We start from the raw sequence: 17,345 nt of genomic DNA, 5'->3' as shown, positions 1-17,345 counted from the left end.
TGCCGCCAGTGTTGAACGTAAAAAGTTGGCTTAATTTTAAGCCAATGGTAGCGTGAGGATATGGTTTTTAATTCACTGTTATACTAATGCGTCGAATTCTATTTTTATTGTTAACGGTCTTTGCTTCATCCCTGGCTGCCCAGCCGCTGAGCTATTATTTTGGTGATGAAGTTCAATTTGATCCCAAGGTGCCCACGCCGGCATCGGTACTGGGTTATGAGGTTGGCCAGTGGCATGTGCGTCATGATCAGCTGGTTTATTATATGCGCGAGCTGGCCGAGCACAGCGACCGCGTGCAAATGCAAACCATAGGCTATACCCATGAGCAGCGCCCTTTGGTGATGCTGACCATAGCCGCACCCGAGCGCCTGGCTAATATTGAACAAGTACGCCAAACACACCTGGCCCGAGTGACGGGCGAAGGCAAGGGCTCCTCTGCTGCCACAACGGCAACTGCACCGGCAGTCATGTATATGGGTTACAGCGTCCATGGCAATGAGCCTTCCGGCAGTAACGCCGCGCTGTTAGTGGCTTATTATCTGGCCGCGGCACAGGATCAGCGCGTTGAGCGCCTGTTGCAGGAAACCGTGATCTTGCTCGACCCTTCGTTAAACCCGGACGGGCTGGCTCGTTTCGCCAACTGGGCTAACTCTAACCGCGCCATGGTGCCGAGCGCCGATCCCAATACCCGTGAGCACAATGAAAACTGGCCAAGCAGCCGTACCAACCATTATTGGTTCGATCTTAACCGCGACTGGTTATTGCTACAGCACCCTGAATCGCAAGCCCGTATCGCTCAGTTTCAGCGCTGGCAGCCCAATGTGCTGACTGACTTCCATGAAATGGGGCCAAACAGCACCTTTTTCTTCCAGCCCGGTATTCCTAGTCGTAAAAACCCGCTGACGCCTGACGAAAACGTGGATTTGACCAAGGCCATAGCCGAGCACCACGCTCGTATTCTCGACAGTCATGATCGCCTGTATTTTACCGAGGAATCATTCGATGACTTTTATGTGGGCAAGGGCTCAACCTACCCGGATGTAAACGGCAGCGTCGGTATTTTGTTTGAGCAGGGCAGCAGTCGCGGCCATGTGCAGGACACCATAAATGGTCGTTTGGAATTTCCATTTACCATTAAAAATCAGCTGCTAACCAACTTTTCTACCTTTGATGCCGTACTTGAAAAACGCCAGCAGCTGCTTGATTATCAGCAAGATTTCTTTGCCAAGGCGAGCCAGCTTGCCGATAAAGACAAGATAAAGGGCTATGTGGTTGGTGCGCCAAAAGATCCGACCCGGTTGCGTTATTTCCTCTCTATTTTGGCGCAACATCAGATAGATGCTTATGCGCTGCAAGAAGATGCGACCGTGGACAAGCAGCAGTTTGCGGCCCAAAGCAGTTACCTGGTGCCCTTGTCTCAGCGCCAATATCGCTTGATCAAGAGTATTTTTAGCGAGCAACAGAGCTTTGCCGATAACACCTTCTATGACGTTTCCGGCTGGACCTTGGCCCATGCCTTTAACCTGGAATTTAAAGAGCTTAATAGCGTTCGCGGCATAGATGTGGCGGCGCAGCCCTGGTCACCGAGCAGCAGTGCCTCGCAACAGGTGTTGCAGCCTCATTATGCCTTTGCCTTTGAGTGGTTCGATTATCACGCACCTAAGTTGTTAACCAAGCTATTGCAGCAAGGTATAGAGGCGCGCGTTGCTTTGGCACCCTTTACCGCCAGCAGTGATGGTCAAAACCGTGAGCTGGCCGCCGGTTCAATTGTGATCGCCGCAGGATTGCAGCAGCGCGATGATTGGCTAGCGATATTAAACCAGGTCAGTGCTGAGTTTGATATTGATCTGCACGGCATAGACTCAGGGTTAACCAGTCGTGGCGTTGACCTGGGTTCACGCCAGTTGGCGCCGGTAAAGTTGCCCAAGGTGCTATTGGTGGGTGGCAAGCAAAGCAGCCAGTATGAAGTGGGCGAACTTTGGTATTACCTTGACCGCCATGTGGGCTTAACGCCGAGTATTATCGAGGCCGATGAGTTAACCAATATCGACTTAAATAATTACACCCATATTGTTTTTGCCAATGGCCGCTATGCCAGTTTGGCCAAGTCATTTAAAGCCGCGCTACATACCTGGGTGCGTAATGGCGGTGTGATCTGGGGTCATAAGGGTGGGGCGCAATTCTTGGCCGATGAGCAGATATTAAAGGCCAGCTACTTGTCCCGTAAAGATATGGCAGCGGCCTTTTCTACCCAAGGTCTGAATTATGGCGACAGGGATATGCTGGCGGGTAAGCAGCGTATTGCCGGCGCGATTTTTAATACCAAGGTCGATTTGAGCCATCCATTGAGTTATTCACTCACTAGGGATGAGTTGCCGGTATTTAAGAACGGTACCTTCTTGCTGGAGCAAGCGTCCGTGCCTTTTGTGAATGTGGCGACCTATACGGAAAAACCCTTGCTTGCCGGTTTTACCCATGAGCAAAACCTGGCACAAATCGCCAATGGGGGTGCCATCCTTGCCCATAGCTATGGTCGTGGTGCTGTGGTGGCTATGACGGACAACCCGGTATTCAGGGGCTTTTGGTATGGCAGCAGCCGTATTTTCAGTAATGCCTTATTCTTTGGCGCCCATATAGATGCCAGCGGCGAGTAAGTTTTACATTTTCGAGTAACTTTACTCTTTCCAGTAATAGTTCTCTCCTAAGCAAAAGCCGGTGTAAAAACCGGCTTTTTTATGTTTTCGCGGTCAAGCACACGACCCAGGCCGACACCGAGCGAGCTCCCGCTGCTTTGAGAAGTTTTGCGGCGCTATCCAAGGTTGCCCCCGTGGTCAGCACATCATCTACCAAGGCAATATCAAGATTATGCACATCGGCCTTAAGGTTAAAGGCCTGGGCCAGGTTTTTGCGTCTTTGCCTGGCACCCAGCCTGGCCTGAGCCCGGGTTGAATGGTGTCGCTCTAATAGGTTGGTGACAAACAGCTGGGGCGGCAGGGCGTCCTGCCATAGCCGCACCACCTGATTAAAGCCACGCCAAACCAGCCGTGAAGGTGCCAAGGGAATAGGGGCGACAAGATGCGGCCAGTGCCAGCTGGGCTGGGTGGCCAACTGCGCAAAATAATGACTAAGCAGGCTGGAGATGGCCACCTGGCGATACATGCGTTGTTGATATTTATACTGCTTTAACCAGGTCGACAGGGGAGGGCGATACCAGTCCAGGGCCTGCAAACTGTCTATATAACGCAGTGGAAACTGGCGTTGAATATCGGCGCGCAACAGCAGATCTTCCTCTAGATCTGTATTTATGCCGTTAAAAGCCTTGATGCAGTGGGCACATACTTGCTGTCCGCCACTGAGGGGCTGAGCACAGAGCTGGCAGTACTGCGGGAACAGCCAGGCACAGGCTTTTGTGAATGCGTCCATTGCATAAGCCTTTATTCACGTTAATAATGCAGGTGTCGGCGCGCGGCGCGACAGGGTTTTATACCAATTCCTTTAAGTTTGTGATCAGATATAGCGCAGGATAAATAACGTGATAACAAGGCGGAATTTTTATTATGTAGTTATTCTACATATAAAAAGTCCAACGCAGTTAACATGATATTTAGCCCGCTAGAATGATTAGCTATTTAAGTGAATTGGTATTGTTAATAGTGGATGCGGAACAGGTTAAATGCAAAAACAACTGGTGTTGCTTCATGGTTGGGGTATGAATCGTGAGGTATGGGAGTTGGTTCGTCCAGAGCTTAACTTTATTTTTGACGGCGAGGTGCGGGCTCTGGACTTGCCCGGTTATGGCCATGCCCAGCCGACCGAGAGTGAAGGGTTTCACTCGGATCTGCCGACCATGGCCAAGCAATTAGCGGAGCAGTTACAAGACGGCTCTATTCTCGTTGGCTGGTCGCTTGGTGGTTTGGTTGCCTTGTATCTGGCGCACTTTTATCCGCATAAGGTCAGCAAGGTGATCTTGGTCGCCTCGACACCATTTTTTAGCCATAGTTCGAACTGGCCAGGCATTAAGAATGCGGTGTTAGAGCAATTTAATCAGCAGCTGGTGGAAAACAGCAATAAAACCATAGAGCGCTTTCTTGCTATTCAGGCCATGGGCAGTGAGTCGGCGCGTCAGGATATTAAACAGCTTAAAGCGCTGATCAAAAAGGCGCCCAGCACTTCAGAGCAGGTGCTTAAGCAGGGCTTGGAAATCCTGGAGTATCAGGACTTAAGACAGGAATTTGCTCACCTTAAGCAGCCCATTGGCGCTATTTTTGGGCGCTTGGATGCGCTAGTGCCTTATAAAGCCATAGAGCAGATGCAGCGCTTAAGGCCGCACTTGGATATAGAAGTGTTGGATAAGGCATCTCATGCGCCTTTTATCTCCCATAAGGATGAGTTTGTCGCGGCCTTAAAAGCCATGCTTTAGTTGTATTTAAGTAGTGTGTTTTTTGCGCAATAATAATTGGAAACTTACCTCGGAGAGCTGAGATGACGGTAGCAATGATTTTTAATGCGGGAATGGATGGCTTTGCCCGTGCCCAGCAGGATGCGACCCAAGCCAGTGCCAATATCAATCGCGCTACTACAGCACAGCTAGACACTCAGCAATTACAACTTGGACGTCAGCCTCAGGGGGCGAGTAATGGTGAAACTCTGATAGCACCGGTAGCGGAAACGCCGCGTCTCGAGCAGGAGCTGGTGAATTTACAGGTTGCCGAATTGCAGGCCAAGGCCAGCGCCAGGGTGATTAGCAGTGCCGATGAACTATTGGGCACCATTATCGATATTCGCGCCTAGTAGCCAATTACAAGCATAAAAAAACGCAGCCTAGGCTGCGTTTCTCAAAGTTTTAAGCCATTACTTTTTCATTTTGGCAAAGGCCTCGGCAAAAGCATTACCCATAGCGGCATTGCCTTGATCCTTGCTGCGATTATTGCCCTTCTTGCTTGGTGCTGCAGTCTTCTTTGCCGCCGGCTTAGCTGTGCTTTTGGCACCTGCTGCTGGCAGCTCGTCATTAAGGCGCATGGTAAAGCTGATACGCTTGCGGGCACTGTCGACTTCCATCACCTTGACCTTAACTATATCGCCGGCCTTAACCACTTCGCGAGGATCGCTAATAAACTTGTCGGTTAGCGCCGAGATATGCACTAGGCCATCCTGATGGACACCCACATCGACAAAGGCACCAAAGTTAGCAACGTTCGATACCACGCCTTCAAGCACCATGCCGGGCTTTAAGTCATTAATGGTTTCTACGCCGGCCTTAAATGCCGCGGTTTTAAACTCAGGGCGTGGATCGCGGCCCGGCTTATGCAGTTCGCTGATGATGTCGGTGACCGTGGGCAGGCCGAATTGCTCGTCTGTATAGTCCGCAGCTTTAAGGTTTTTCAACACCTCGGCATTACCGATCAAATGGGCGATATCCTGATCATTGGCGGCGCAAATATTCTTAACCAGGGGGTAAGCTTCCGGGTGAACCGCAGAAGCATCCAATGGATCTGTACCACCGACAATGCGCAGGAAGCCGGCGCTTTGCTCAAATGCTTTTGGCCCTAAACGCTCAACTTTTTTCAATTCGCTACGCTTGGCGAAGGCACCATTGCTATCGCGGTACTTAACGATATTCTGGGCCAGGGTTTTGTTTAAGCCGGAAACGCGAGTCAGTAGCGGCACCGAGGCGGTGTTCACATCAACGCCCACGGCATTTACACAGTCCTCAACCACAGAGGTCAGGGTTTGCCCTAGCTGGCTTTGCGATACATCATGCTGGTATTGACCCACACCTATGGATTTAGGTTCGATTTTTACCAGCTCTGCGAGAGGATCCTGCAGACGACGGGCGATAGACACAGCACCACGCAGAGAAACGTCAAGATCCGGGAATTCCTGAGCGGCAAACTCGGATGCCGAGTATACGGAGGCACCGGCTTCGCTGACCATTACCTTGCTTAATTTCAATTCTGGCGCCGCTTTAATTAGTTCGGCAACCAGTTTATCGCTTTCACGGCTGGCAGTACCGTTACCTACGGCGATCAGCTCCACCTTGTGCTGGCGGCATAACTGTTCCAGCGTGCGCAAGGACTTATCCCATTGGTTTTGTGGCGCATGAGGGAAAATGGTGGCGGTACCAAGCAGCTTGCCCGTGCTATCAACCACGGCAATTTTACAGCCGGTACGTAGACCCGGATCCAGACCCAGGGTTACCTTGGCGCCCGCAGGGGCTGCCATAAGCAGGTCTTTCAGGTTTTTAGCGAACACATCTATGGCGCCGGTTTCGGCTTGCTCGCGCATATTGGCAAGAAATTCATTTTCCAGATGCAGAACCAGTTTTACCTTCCAGGTCCACTGGGCTACCTGTGCCAACCATTGGCTGGCTGCCTTGCCTTCGATGGCAAGATTGAAGTGGCGGGCAATCATGTTAACGCACAGGGCCTGACCATCTTCGCTTTGCGCATCCGGGTTAATATTCAGCGCTAGCACCCCTTCGTTACGGGCGCGCAGCATGGCTAAGGCGCGGTGCGATGGAATGCTGGCGATGGCTTCGCTGTGCTCAAAATAATCCTGATACTTGGCACCGGTTTTTTCCTGACCGGCGATCACTGCACTGCTAATATGGCCATGCTGTTTGATGTGGCTACGCAGCTTGGCCAGTAACTTGGCGTCCTCGGCAAAGCGCTCCATCAAAATATAGCGGGCTCCTTCTAGGGCTGCTTTGCTATCCGCTATGCCCTTATCGGCATCAACAAAACGCGCCGCTTCACTTTCTGGCTCCAGGTTGGCGTCGTTAAGCAGGGCATCGGCCAAGGGCTCAAGGCCTGCTTCAATGGCTATTTGACCCTTGGTGCGGCGCTTAGGTTTATAGGGAAGATACAGGTCTTCAAGTTCGGTTTTAGTCGCGGCGGCGGCAATATCTGCGCTTAGCTGCGGCGTTAACTTATCTTGTTCGCTAATGGTTTTAATGATGAATTGGCGGCGCTCTTCAAGCTCGCGTAAATAGCCTAAGCGCTGCTCTAAAGTACGTAATTGGGTGTCGTCCAGGCCACCGGTTACTTCTTTACGGTAACGGGCAATAAATGGCACCGTGGCGCCTTCATCTAAAAGCTTGGTTGCTGCTAGCACTTGATGTTCTTGCGCTTGTAATTCCTGCGCCAGAATCGTGGTGAGATTAGCCATTAATAACCTTATATCTTGGTGCCCAAAAGTAGGGCTAATACGAGTAAAATTAACTGGATAATATCACAGCTGGTCACGAACGACAGGGCAAATTTGTCGTTCGTGACCCGCATTTAAAGTGCCTTAAAATGGCCTGTTAGTGAGGGTGTTCAACGCTGGCAACCACATCCTGAAAAGACTGCGCCACCGGGGTGATATCCAAACTAATATTCAGGGTTTTGGCTATCTTACGGGCGCAGAGAATACCGCGGATCTGCTCATTCTCGGTCACCAGCAGATAGAAGCTGCCGGTGTGCTCCATGGTGCTAAGCACATTGCCTAGGCTAGTATTGCGTACCGCCAACATGCTGATGCATGGCAGTGTGTGCAAAGAGCGCATAACATCGTGCACCATCAGTTCACTGGGTTTGAGACCAAGCTGCAGGGCTTGGGTGGTTACACGAATACTTTGCAGCTCGACACTGGAGGTGACTCCTATCACCTGACCTTGCTCATTAAGCACCATAAGCGCATCCGTTGGCGTGTTGCTGGCCAGTTTGCGCGCCGCCGTCAGCGGAGTGTTGGCCTGCACACAAATGGGGCTTTGCAGGGTGAAGTCTTGCAACAGACTCAAGGCGCCACTGTTGGTATCTAGCTGTAAGTGTGACTCGTGAGCGCTCGCTAATTGAGCGCCATCAAGAATATGGTGTGTACGTAATGAATTAAAATTAGTCATGATATTTCTCCAAAAAAATTGTAAATAAAACAGTTTCTTAAGAGAAGTGTGGCGGTGCCCTTTGTTGTGCTGCCGTGAACACTCGGCGGCTAAGCGGCGCACCAGGCGCTACCGACACATGGGTGTTAGTTAAAGCGGCTTGCTTAATGGCTGGGTTTAGCGGATGCTCAGGGTCGTGATCATTATCGCTATCATGATTGATAGTTTGTGCCGTATCCACCTGTAGGGTAAGGCTATACTGGTCACTGGAGTTGGCAGCTGAGGTGAATAAATGCTGGCTTGCGAGTAGGCCGCAAAGGGCAAACAAGGCAAACACAAATAGCAGGTTGTACTTCAAGTTGTACTTTTGCATACCATCACCTGCCTATAAAATTACTACCTAGGGTAAATATGACCCTGATCATATGAACGAAAACTGAACATTATTTATGAAAACGAAATTAATCACCCGCCGTGGTTATCTGCAATTACAAACCGAGCTCGACCATTTATGGCGAACCGAGCGCCCGGAAGTAACAAAAAAAGTAGCCTGGGCGGCAAGCCTTGGCGATCGTTCTGAGAATGCGGATTACCAATATAACAAGAAGCGCCTGCGGGAAATTGACCGCCGAGTCAGATACTTACGCAAGCGATTGGACGAGCTGAGAGTGGTAGATTACAGCCCGCAGCAAGAAGGTAAGGTATTTTTTGGCGCCTATGTGGAGGTTGAAGACGAGCAAGGTGAAGTGCTGGCCTTTCAAATCGTTGGCCCAGATGAAATTTATGATAACAAGGCCGTGGTTTCCATCGATGCCCCTATGGCTCGCGCCTTATTGAAAAAGGAGGTTGATGACGAGGCCTGGGTGAGCACGCCTAATGGTCGAAAATTGTGGTATATCAATAGTATTTGCTATCAGCAAGGGGGAGAGTAAGGCGGAAAACAAATGTAACAATGTTATCGTCCTTGGGCGTTTCCCAACTCGGGTATTTCGCATATAGTTAAGGTTACAACAAGAACAATTAAGCAAGAACATGGGACAAGAAACCACCAAAATCCTCGTTGTCGATGATGATATGCGTTTGCGCAGCCTGCTAGAAAGGTACCTGGTTGAGCAGGGCTTTATCGTTCGCAGTGCCGCCAACTCAGAGCAAATGGATAAATTGCTGGAGCGGGAAAACTTCCACCTTATGGTGCTGGATCTAATGCTGCCCGGTGAAGACGGCCTGTCAATCTGCCGTCGTTTACGACAAAAGGAAAACGAAATTCCAATTGTCATGCTGACGGCGAAAGGGGACGAGGTAGACCGCATTATCGGCCTGGAACTCGGTGCCGATGATTATATCCCTAAGCCTTTTAATCCCCGTGAATTGCTGGCCCGTGTAAAGGCCATTCTGCGCCGCCGCGCCAAAGAGGTACCTGGTGCTCCTTCTGCGGAAGAGAACCTGGTGAAATTCGGTGAATTTGCCCTTAATCTGGCGACCCGGGAAATGACCCGAGGCGATGAGGTGATCTCCCTGACCAGCGGCGAGTTCGCTGTACTTAAAGCCTTGGTTTCGCATCCTCGCGAGCCGTTGAGCCGAGACAAGCTAATGAACCTGGCTCGGGGCCGTGACTACAGCGCCTTGGAGCGCAGTATCGATGTGCAGGTGTCGCGCCTAAGGCGGATGATAGAGGTGGATGCCGCCAATCCTCGCTATATTCAAACCGTTTGGGGACTAGGTTACGTATTCGTACCCGATGGCAATAAATAGATGCACTTACTTCCTCGAAGCGCTTTTGGACAAACGGTTTTTCTGGTTGGCGCCCTGCTACTGATAAATCAGGTGGTGTCTTATGTGGCGGTGAGCTTTTATGTGGTGAAGCCGACCATAGAGCAGGTTAATATTATGCTCGCCAAGCAGGTAAAAACCGTGTTTATCGGCGTGAATGACGGCGTGGAGGTGAGCGATGAGGTGTCCAAGCGTTTCCTTGAGGAAACCGGCATTGAGATATTAACTCAGCGCGATGCCTATATTAATGGTCTAGGCGAAGCGCGAGAGTATTCCATGCTCTCCAATATTATGTCGCAGCAGCTCAATGGCTCGGCGCGGGTGCGCATCAGTCAAACCGATCCCTTGGTTTACTGGATAGAGCCACCGCAGGCACCGGGTTATTGGGTGCGAGTGCCGCTGTCGGGTTTTACCGAAGCCAATATCGAATTCTTAACCTTTTACCTGACCAGTATCGGTTTTCTCAGTGTGCTTGGTGGCTGGCTCTTTGCTCGTCACCTCAACCGTCCATTAAAGGCGTTGCAGGAAGCGGCTATTAAGGTGAGTAAGGGAGATTTCAGTACCGAGGTGGATGAGCAAGGTTCGACGGAAATGGTCGAGGTAACCAAGGCCTTTAACCAGATGTCGCGGAGCATAGCCGCCCTTGAGCAGGACAGGCGCTTACTAATGGCGGGGGTCTCCCACGATTTGCGCACCCCTTTAACCCGCATTCGTCTGGCAACGGAAATGATGTCTGACGATGAAGACTACCTGCGTGAAGGCATAATTCATGATATCGAAGATATGAATGCCATTATCGACCAGTTTATCGAGTACCTGCGCCACCATGATAAGGGCGATTATCAAAAGGAAGATCTAAATGCTTTGGTGGAAGAGGTAGTGCATGCGGAGCAGCAGCATAGGCGCGTAGATGGGCGAAAGATAAGTGCTTACCCGAACCCCAGTTTACCCAATGTGCCCATGAGTCATGTAGCCATTAAGCGGGTGCTGACCAATATGATTGAAAATGCGCTGCGCTACTCCAGCGCCGATATTGATGTGGTGACCCACTATAACGCCCGTAAAACTTATGTCTGTGTGAGCGTAAAAGACCGTGGGCCGGGTATTCCCGAGTCGGAGCTGGAAAAGGTGTTTGCGCCCTTTACTCAGGGCGATCAGGCCCGTGGCAGTGAGGGCAGTGGTCTGGGTCTTGCCATTATTAAGCGCATTATCACCATGCATAACGGCCGGGTGGAATTAAGAAACCGCAAAGAAGGTGGTTTGTGTGCCACCATCTACCTACCTATAAAAACGCCGGCGTAACACCGGCGTTGCTTCCTGTCTGCTGATTTCGCCAGGCTCTAGCAACAAAAACGCCAGCATAAAGCTGGCGTTGGTGCGAATTCTCAGCGCTATGGCTAAGTTAAATAAGTCGACCCTTTAGCTATTAGGGCCAGCTTGTTTAATGGCGTCAGATACGTCGTACTTAGCAAAGTTCTCGTTAAAGTCGTTCGCTAGTTTCTGTGCGTATTCTGCGTATTTCTCTTTGTCGTTCCAAGTGTTGATTGGGTTTAGAACCGCGCTATCAACGCCAGGTACGGCTACCGGTACGTCTAGGTTTAGTACGTCGATGTGCTGAGTTTCAACGTCGGCTAGTTTGCCAGATACGATAGCATCAACAACGGCACGCGTAGTCGGGATGTCGAAACGCTTACCAACGCCGTAAGGACCACCAGTCCAACCTGTGTTTACTAGGTATACCTTGGCACCGAACTCACGAACGCGCTTCATTAGAAGCTCTGCGTAAACGCCAGCTGGGCGAGGGAAGAAAGGTGCACCGAAACAAGTAGAGAAGGTTGATTCGATATCAGAAGTTGAACCGATTTCAGTTGAACCTACTTTCGCTGTGTAACCGCTTAGGAAGTGGTATGCAGCTGCTTCTTCGCTTAGTACAGAAACAGGAGGTAGTACGCCACTTACGTCACAAGTTAGGAAGACCACGGCCTTAGGCTCGCCAGCGCGGTTTTCTTCTTTACGCTTGGCTACGTGCTCAAGTGGGTATGCAGCACGAGTATTTTGCGTAAGTGATGAATCTGTGTAATCAGGAGTACGTGTGTCATCTAGAACAACGTTCTCAAGGATGGTGCCGAAGCGGATAGCATCCCAAATAACTGGCTCGTTTTTCTGTGACAGGTCGATACATTTCGCGTAACAACCGCCTTCGATGTTAAATACGCTGCCAGGTGCCCAGCCGTGCTCGTCATCACCGATTAGGAAACGGCTTGGATCCGCAGAAAGAGTTGTTTTACCAGTACCGGATAGACCGAAGAACAGGGCAGTGTCGCCTGCTTCGCCTACGTTTGCAGAGCAGTGCATAGGTAGCACGCCTTTAGCAGGAAGTAGGAAGTTCTGTACTGAGAACATAGATTTTTTCATTTCGCCGGCGTAGTGCATACCAGCAAGTAGTACTTTACGCTCTGCGAAGTTGATGATTACCGTTCCGTCACTGTTTGTACCGTCACGCTCTGGCTCACATACAAATGAAGGTACATTTAGAATTTGCCACTGTGGCATGTTGGCCTTGTTGAAGTGCTCAGGCTGGATAAACATGTTTTTAGCGAAAACATGGTGCCAAGCAGTTTCAGTGGTTACAACGATTGGTAAGTAGTGCTCTGGATCCGCACCTACTTCAAGGTGAGAAACGAAGTGGTCGTTTTGCGATACATGATTCTCAACTCGCTCCCAAAGGGCGTTGAATTTATCAGCATCGAAAGGACGGTTAACGTTACCCCATTGGATATCGTTCTCGGTGCTAGACTCTTTTACGATAAAACGATCGTTAGGAGAGCGGCCGGTACGACGACCAGTTTTAGCCACGAAAGCTCCGTTAGCAGCAAGAGAACCTTCACCACGGCGAATTGCCTGCTCGATTAGTTCTGCAGTTGTAAGATCAACAAAACGAGTAGCGCTTGAAGTCATGTTTTTACCTAAAAGTTGTGAGAGATTGAACGGTTAATCTAAAGCGGTGTGAGAGTGCTTTGATATGCAAATTATAGTAACAGATGGTTTGTGCATATACGAGCTTTGAAGTCGCTAAAAATGCCCGTTTTAGGTGAAAAAACATGAATAATTTCAGTGATACCGGTGTCATGAAAAGTGCATCTTCTTATGATACCGGTGTCATTTTTATTCATAAAAAAACTCGGGCGTTAATAACCCGAGTTTTTTATCGCCTTCGTTTCGGCTTATATTAATTAAAAATCGCTTTAATCTGTTCTTCGTTAAAACGGTAATCAGTCAGGCAATAATGACAGCTGATCACTATCTCACCATTTTGATGTACGTCGTCGAGCAACTCTTCCAGGCCTATATTAACCAAGGCGTCCATGGTTTTTTCACGGCTACAGGTGCATTTAAAGCGAATCGGCTGTGGCTCGAACAGCTGGGGGTTGTCTTCGTGATAAAGGCGCGTTAGCACTGTATGGGCATCGAGGTTGAGCAGCTCATCGCTGGTAACCGTGTCGCTCAGGGCTTCTAAATGGCTGAAATCGACTTCCGATTTATCCTTGTGCACCGGCAGTACTTGTAAAAATAAACCTGCGGCGCGCTCTTGGCCCTCGGTGACATCGGTGGCAAACCACAGGCGCGTGCGCAGTTGCTCTGACTGAGTAAAGTACTGCTCAACACATTTTGCCAAGGTGTCATGCTCTAATGGCACTATGCCCTGGTAGCGCTCGCCTTTAACAGGAGTGATGGTGATAATCATATGACCCTTACCCATCAGCTCAAGCAGGTTGTCGCTTTTTACTTCACCCTGCATACGGGCAACACCGCGCATATTTTGTTCGTGGTCACCATTAATTGCGGCAAATTTAACCGGGCCATCCCCTTGGATTTGCACATTAATATGACCTTGAAACTTTAAGGTTGCTGTGAGTAAAGAAGTCGTTACAAATAGCTCGCCCAGCAGCTTTTTAACCGGGTCCGGGTAGTTACGACCTTCAACCATTTGGGTGAAAGCGTCACTTACTTGCACTAACTCGCCGCGTACGTCGAGTTGTTCAAAAATATAACGATGTAGTTGATCTTGCTGCATGTGTTTCTCTATCTGGCTTTAAACTTGATCAGTTCACGGCGCTGTTTTTTATCCGGCTTGTGATCTGGATGCGGTGCAAAGAAGGCGTTATTTTTGCGGGCTTGCGCGTTTTCTTCGCGTTTTTGCTTACTTTGCTCTGTTTCCTCATAGCAAGTCTCAGCAATGGGGGCGGCAGCGCGTTTTTCAAGTAATTTAACTACCCTAATTTTCTTTTCATCGAAGCCCTGAGCGAGACGAATTTGCGCACCTACCTCAACCTGCTTGCTGGGTTTACAGCGTTGGCCATTGTAATGCACTCGGCCGCCTTGCACCATCTCGCGAGCCAGGGCGCGGGTCTTATATAAACGCACCGCCCAGAGCCACTTATCTAAGCGTACTGGGTCGGGTTTTTGTTCGGGGGTTTTGGTCATGATGTTTGGCCTAATTGCAAGCCCGTATAGAAGGGCAAAGTTAGCATATAAGCCAGTGTAAAAAAAGTTGGCAAGACTGTAATACAGATGCCTTACTTAGCTTATATAGTCGTGCCCCGATTTTACAGATTGCTACAGTACGCGCTTGTTGAACGCAGGTGATGAATGTACTATGTGGCGTTAGTTAACATAATGATAATAGTGAACAGTTTTGGATTTAGCCCAACTACAACAAAGGCTTAAACAGCTTCCACAGACGAAGATTGTGACTGCTATAGTGCTGGCTACGACAATATATTGTGGCTATTTAGCGGCTTCATTGGTGTGGTTACTGTGGCCACAACCACAAGTTACGGCGGTCATGCCGCCGGCGACTACGACCTCGACGGCAAATAATGGCGTCAATATTGCCGCTATTAAGGCAGTTAAATTATTTGGTGATGTTGCGGCCGTAGTGCAGGAGCAGCCCAAGCAAGAAGTGACCAGCGATGCTCCCGAAACACGTTTAAGCATCAACCTTACCGGAGTTGTGGCAGCCACCGATGATAACAGTGCCGGCTTGGCCATTATCGAATCCCAGGGTAACCAGGAAACCTACGGCATAGATGATGTGATCAAGGGCACCCGAGCAAAACTGGCTAAAGTTTTGCCCGATCGCGCCATTTTGGACGTTAACGGTCGTTTTGAAACCCTGATGCTCGATGGTATCAGTTTTACCAAAACGGTCAGCATGCCGGTTCCGGCCAGCAAGGAGCCACAAAGCTCCGGCCCCAGCCGACAACAGGCGAAGCAAAGCGTGAATGTTACCGCCAATCCCGAGCTCAAAGCAGAGATAAAACAAAAACGCGAAGAGGTATTGGCGGATCCCGGCAAACTGGCGGACTATATCCGTGTCAGCCCGGTGCGCAACCAGGGACAGTTGCAAGGTTACAAGTTAAGTCCGGGTAAAGATCCCCAGCTGTTTAAGCAGATGGGCTTAGAGAATAATGATATTGCTGTTGCGATTAATGGCTATCAACTCACCGATATGAAACAAGCAATGGCGGCTTTGCAGGAGCTTCGTTCAAGTACAGATGCGGCGATTACGGTGAATCGTAATGGCCAGCTTATCGACGTGCAATTTAGCCTGCAATAATCACAAGTGTGGAGAGAAGAATAATGGGCGCGAAATTTCGCACAAAAATTTTCAAAGGGTTGGCCAAATATGGTGCGCTCTTTTTTGCCGCTGGTATTAGTTTAAACCTGTATGCAGTTGAGTATGCGGCAAATTTTAAAGGCACGGATATTAATGAATTTATTAATATCGTCGGTAAAAACCTCAATAAAACCGTGATCATCGACCCCAATGTGCGCGGTAAAATCAATGTCCGCAGTTATGAGTTGATGGACGAAGAATTGTATTATCAATTCTTCCTCAATGTGCTTGAAGTGCATGGCTTTGCTGCGGTAGAAATGCCTAACGGTATTCTTAAGGTAGAAAAAAGCTCGGACGCGAAAAAGACCAATGTGCCGGTGATCGGCGAAGAAGACGGTTACGGCGGTGATATGCTAGTGACCCGCGTAGTACGAGTTAAAAACGTAACCGTGCAAGAGCTTGGCCCACTTATTCGTCAATTCAGCGATCAAAAAGACGGCGGCCATGTAACTAACTTTAACCCATCGAACGTTATGATGCTGACCGGCCATGCCGAGTCGGTGAACCGCCTGGTAGAGATCATTCGCCTGGTTGACCAAGCCGGTGATAAGAGCGTGGATATTGTTCGCTTAAAACATGCCACCGCCGCAGATGTGGTATCCGTAGTCGATAATATTTTTAAAGATACCGGCAAGGGCAGTGTGCCCGAGTTTTTGATCCCCCGCGTGGTTGCCGATGAGCGCACCAACAGTGTGATCGTCAGTGGTGAAGGCCAGGCCCGCACCCGTGCCATAGAATTAGTGAAGCGTCTTGATAACGAGTTGGAAAGCACGGGTAATACCAAGGTGTTTTATCTTAACTACGCCAAGGCCGAAGAGCTGGTTACCGTATTACAAGGTGTAAGTAAATCACTGACCGAAGAACAACAGGGCGCCGCTGCTACTCAGCGCACATCGCGTCGCTCTCGCAGCGATATCAGCATTGAAGCCCATAGCGATTCCAACTCACTGGTTATTACCGCGCAGCCGGATATGATGCGCTCGCTTGAGAAAGTAATAGAGCGTTTGGATATTCGCCGTGCTCAGGTATTGGTTGAAGCCATTATCGTTGAAGTATCCGAAGGCGACGGCATTAACTTTGGCCTGCAGTGGATCACCGAAGAAGGCGGCATGCTGCAGTTTAATAACGGTACCACTGTGCCCGTGGGTGCATTGGCCGTGGCCGCCGAGCAAGCTCGTGATGAGACCATTACTGAGAATGTGATTGGCACCGAAACTGGTAATGTGACCGAAATTAAGCGTACTCGCGAGGGTGACTTAGGCCCGTTAGGTGCGCTGCTAGGCGGTATCAATGGTTTGGCCATGGGTATTGTCCGCAACGACTGGGGCGCCATAGTGCAGGCGGTATCAAATGATACCAACTCGAACATTCTAGCGACACCTTCGATCACCACCATGGATAACGAAGAAGCTTCGATGATCGTGGGTCAGGAAGTACCAATTATCACCGGCTCATCGACTGGCAGTAACAACGATAACCCATTCCAGACCGTTGAGCGTCAGGAAGTGGGTGTGAAACTCAAAGTAACGCCGCAAATCAATGATGGCTCGGCGGTACAACTGACAATTGAGCAGGAAGTATCGAACGTTGCTGGCTCTACCGCGGTGGATATCTCTATCAACAAGCGTGCCATTACCACAACAGTTCTAGCCGATGACGGCGGCATGGTGGTACTAGGTGGCTTGATCGACGAAGACGTACAAGAAAGTGTTTCTAAGGTGCCATTACTGGGCGATATTCCAGTACTGGGTCACCTGTTTAAGTCGACCAGTACGGCCAAGCGTAAGCGTAACCTGATAGTCTTTATTCGCCCGACTATTCTTCGCGACAGCGAGAGCATGAACCGTCTTAGCCACAGCAAGTATAACTTTATCCGCGGCGAGCAGTTAAAACAGGATGATGGTGGTATCGATCTGATGCCATTTGAGAAGGTACCCATGCTTCCTGAGTGGGACGACGCTCTGGTATTGCCTCCTACGTATGAAGAGTACCTGAGAGAACAGAATAAGGCTGAGCGTAACAATGACTGAGCAA

Annotated in this window: 15 protein-coding genes; 8 read left to right on the top strand and 7 right to left on the bottom strand. The window is 49.8% G+C overall.

Annotation, left to right across the window (positions count from 1 at the left end):
• Positions 1-86 precede the first annotated feature (86 nt).
• Positions 87-2,654, top strand: coding sequence for a M14 metallopeptidase family protein (locus WCN91_RS06765; protein WP_342677515.1), 2,568 nt, complete (start codon positions 87-89; stop codon positions 2,652-2,654).
• Between the two features lie 79 nt (positions 2,655-2,733).
• On the opposite strand, the gene WCN91_RS06760 is transcribed toward WCN91_RS06765, so the two are convergent.
• Positions 2,734-3,423, bottom strand: a complete 690-nt coding sequence (locus tag WCN91_RS06760) for a ComF family protein (protein ID WP_342677513.1) — start codon at positions 3,421-3,423, stop codon at positions 2,734-2,736.
• A gap of 250 nt (positions 3,424-3,673) precedes the next feature.
• Here WCN91_RS06760 and bioH point away from each other — a divergent pair, with 250 nt between their 5' ends.
• Positions 3,674-4,420 carry a pimeloyl-ACP methyl ester esterase BioH gene (gene bioH / locus WCN91_RS06755; protein WP_342677511.1) on the top strand — a complete coding sequence of 249 codons (747 nt, stop codon included), beginning with the start codon at positions 3,674-3,676 and terminating at the stop codon, positions 4,418-4,420.
• 62 nt (positions 4,421-4,482) lie between these two features.
• The gene (locus WCN91_RS06750) at positions 4,483-4,791 is read left to right on the top strand and encodes a hypothetical protein (protein ID WP_342677509.1); all 309 of its coding nucleotides are present in this window, start codon (positions 4,483-4,485) and stop codon (positions 4,789-4,791) included.
• 60 nt (positions 4,792-4,851) lie between these two features.
• Here WCN91_RS06750 and WCN91_RS06745 read toward each other — a convergent pair whose 3' ends face one another.
• The 3 genes from WCN91_RS06745 to WCN91_RS06735 all read right to left on the bottom strand — a co-directional run bounded on the left by WCN91_RS06745 (position 4,852) and on the right by WCN91_RS06735 (position 8,234).
• The gene (locus WCN91_RS06745; RefSeq protein WP_342677507.1) at positions 4,852-7,167 is read right to left on the bottom strand and encodes a Tex family protein; all 2,316 of its coding nucleotides are present in this window, start codon (positions 7,165-7,167) and stop codon (positions 4,852-4,854) included.
• A 136-nt stretch (positions 7,168-7,303) separates the two neighbouring features.
• Positions 7,304-7,882 carry a CBS domain-containing protein gene (locus WCN91_RS06740; RefSeq protein WP_342677505.1) on the bottom strand — a complete coding sequence of 193 codons (579 nt, stop codon included), beginning with the start codon at positions 7,880-7,882 and terminating at the stop codon, positions 7,304-7,306.
• Between the two features lie 37 nt (positions 7,883-7,919).
• Positions 7,920-8,234, bottom strand: coding sequence for a hypothetical protein (locus tag WCN91_RS06735; RefSeq protein ID WP_342677503.1), 315 nt, complete (start codon positions 8,232-8,234; stop codon positions 7,920-7,922).
• A gap of 76 nt (positions 8,235-8,310) precedes the next feature.
• On the opposite strand from WCN91_RS06735, the gene greB reads away from it, so the two are divergent.
• The 3 genes from greB to envZ all read left to right on the top strand — a co-directional run bounded on the left by greB (position 8,311) and on the right by envZ (position 10,933).
• Complete coding sequence (greB, locus tag WCN91_RS06730; RefSeq protein ID WP_342677501.1) at positions 8,311-8,793, top strand: transcription elongation factor GreB; 483 nt, start codon at positions 8,311-8,313, stop codon at positions 8,791-8,793.
• Positions 8,794-8,893: 100 nt separating this feature from the next.
• Positions 8,894-9,613 carry an osmolarity response regulator transcription factor OmpR gene (gene ompR / locus WCN91_RS06725; RefSeq protein WP_105188058.1) on the top strand — a complete coding sequence of 240 codons (720 nt, stop codon included), beginning with the start codon at positions 8,894-8,896 and terminating at the stop codon, positions 9,611-9,613.
• Positions 9,614-10,933 (top strand): two-component system sensor histidine kinase EnvZ, encoded by a 1,320-nt coding sequence (gene envZ, locus WCN91_RS06720; RefSeq protein ID WP_342677497.1) that lies wholly within the window; start codon positions 9,614-9,616, stop codon positions 10,931-10,933. It begins immediately after the preceding gene.
• Between the two features lie 117 nt (positions 10,934-11,050).
• On the opposite strand, the gene WCN91_RS06715 is transcribed toward envZ, so the two are convergent.
• The 3 genes from WCN91_RS06715 to hslR form a co-directional block, all read right to left on the bottom strand.
• Positions 11,051-12,589 (bottom strand): phosphoenolpyruvate carboxykinase, encoded by a 1,539-nt coding sequence (locus tag WCN91_RS06715; protein ID WP_105199998.1) that lies wholly within the window; start codon positions 12,587-12,589, stop codon positions 11,051-11,053.
• Positions 12,590-12,860: 271 nt separating this feature from the next.
• Positions 12,861-13,706 carry an Hsp33 family molecular chaperone HslO gene (gene hslO / locus WCN91_RS06710; protein ID WP_342677495.1) on the bottom strand — a complete coding sequence of 282 codons (846 nt, stop codon included), beginning with the start codon at positions 13,704-13,706 and terminating at the stop codon, positions 12,861-12,863.
• 8 nt (positions 13,707-13,714) lie between these two features.
• Positions 13,715-14,116, bottom strand: coding sequence for a ribosome-associated heat shock protein Hsp15 (gene hslR, locus WCN91_RS06705; protein WP_342677493.1), 402 nt, complete (start codon positions 14,114-14,116; stop codon positions 13,715-13,717).
• Positions 14,117-14,327: 211 nt separating this feature from the next.
• Here hslR and gspC point away from each other — a divergent pair, with 211 nt between their 5' ends.
• Both gspC and gspD read left to right on the top strand, forming a co-directional pair.
• Positions 14,328-15,251: a type II secretion system protein GspC gene (gene gspC, locus WCN91_RS06700; RefSeq protein WP_342677491.1), complete on the top strand. Its 924-nt coding sequence runs from the start codon at positions 14,328-14,330 to the stop codon at positions 15,249-15,251.
• Positions 15,252-15,274: 23 nt separating this feature from the next.
• Positions 15,275-17,341 carry a type II secretion system secretin GspD gene (gene gspD / locus WCN91_RS06695; protein WP_342677489.1) on the top strand — a complete coding sequence of 689 codons (2,067 nt, stop codon included), beginning with the start codon at positions 15,275-15,277 and terminating at the stop codon, positions 17,339-17,341.
• Positions 17,342-17,345: the final 4 nt, after the last annotated feature.

This window comes from Pseudoalteromonas qingdaonensis, assembly GCF_038739665.1.
Lineage (GTDB): Bacteria > Pseudomonadota > Gammaproteobacteria > Enterobacterales > Alteromonadaceae > Pseudoalteromonas > Pseudoalteromonas qingdaonensis.
This window is presented reverse-complemented; position numbering and strand designations above follow the sequence as displayed.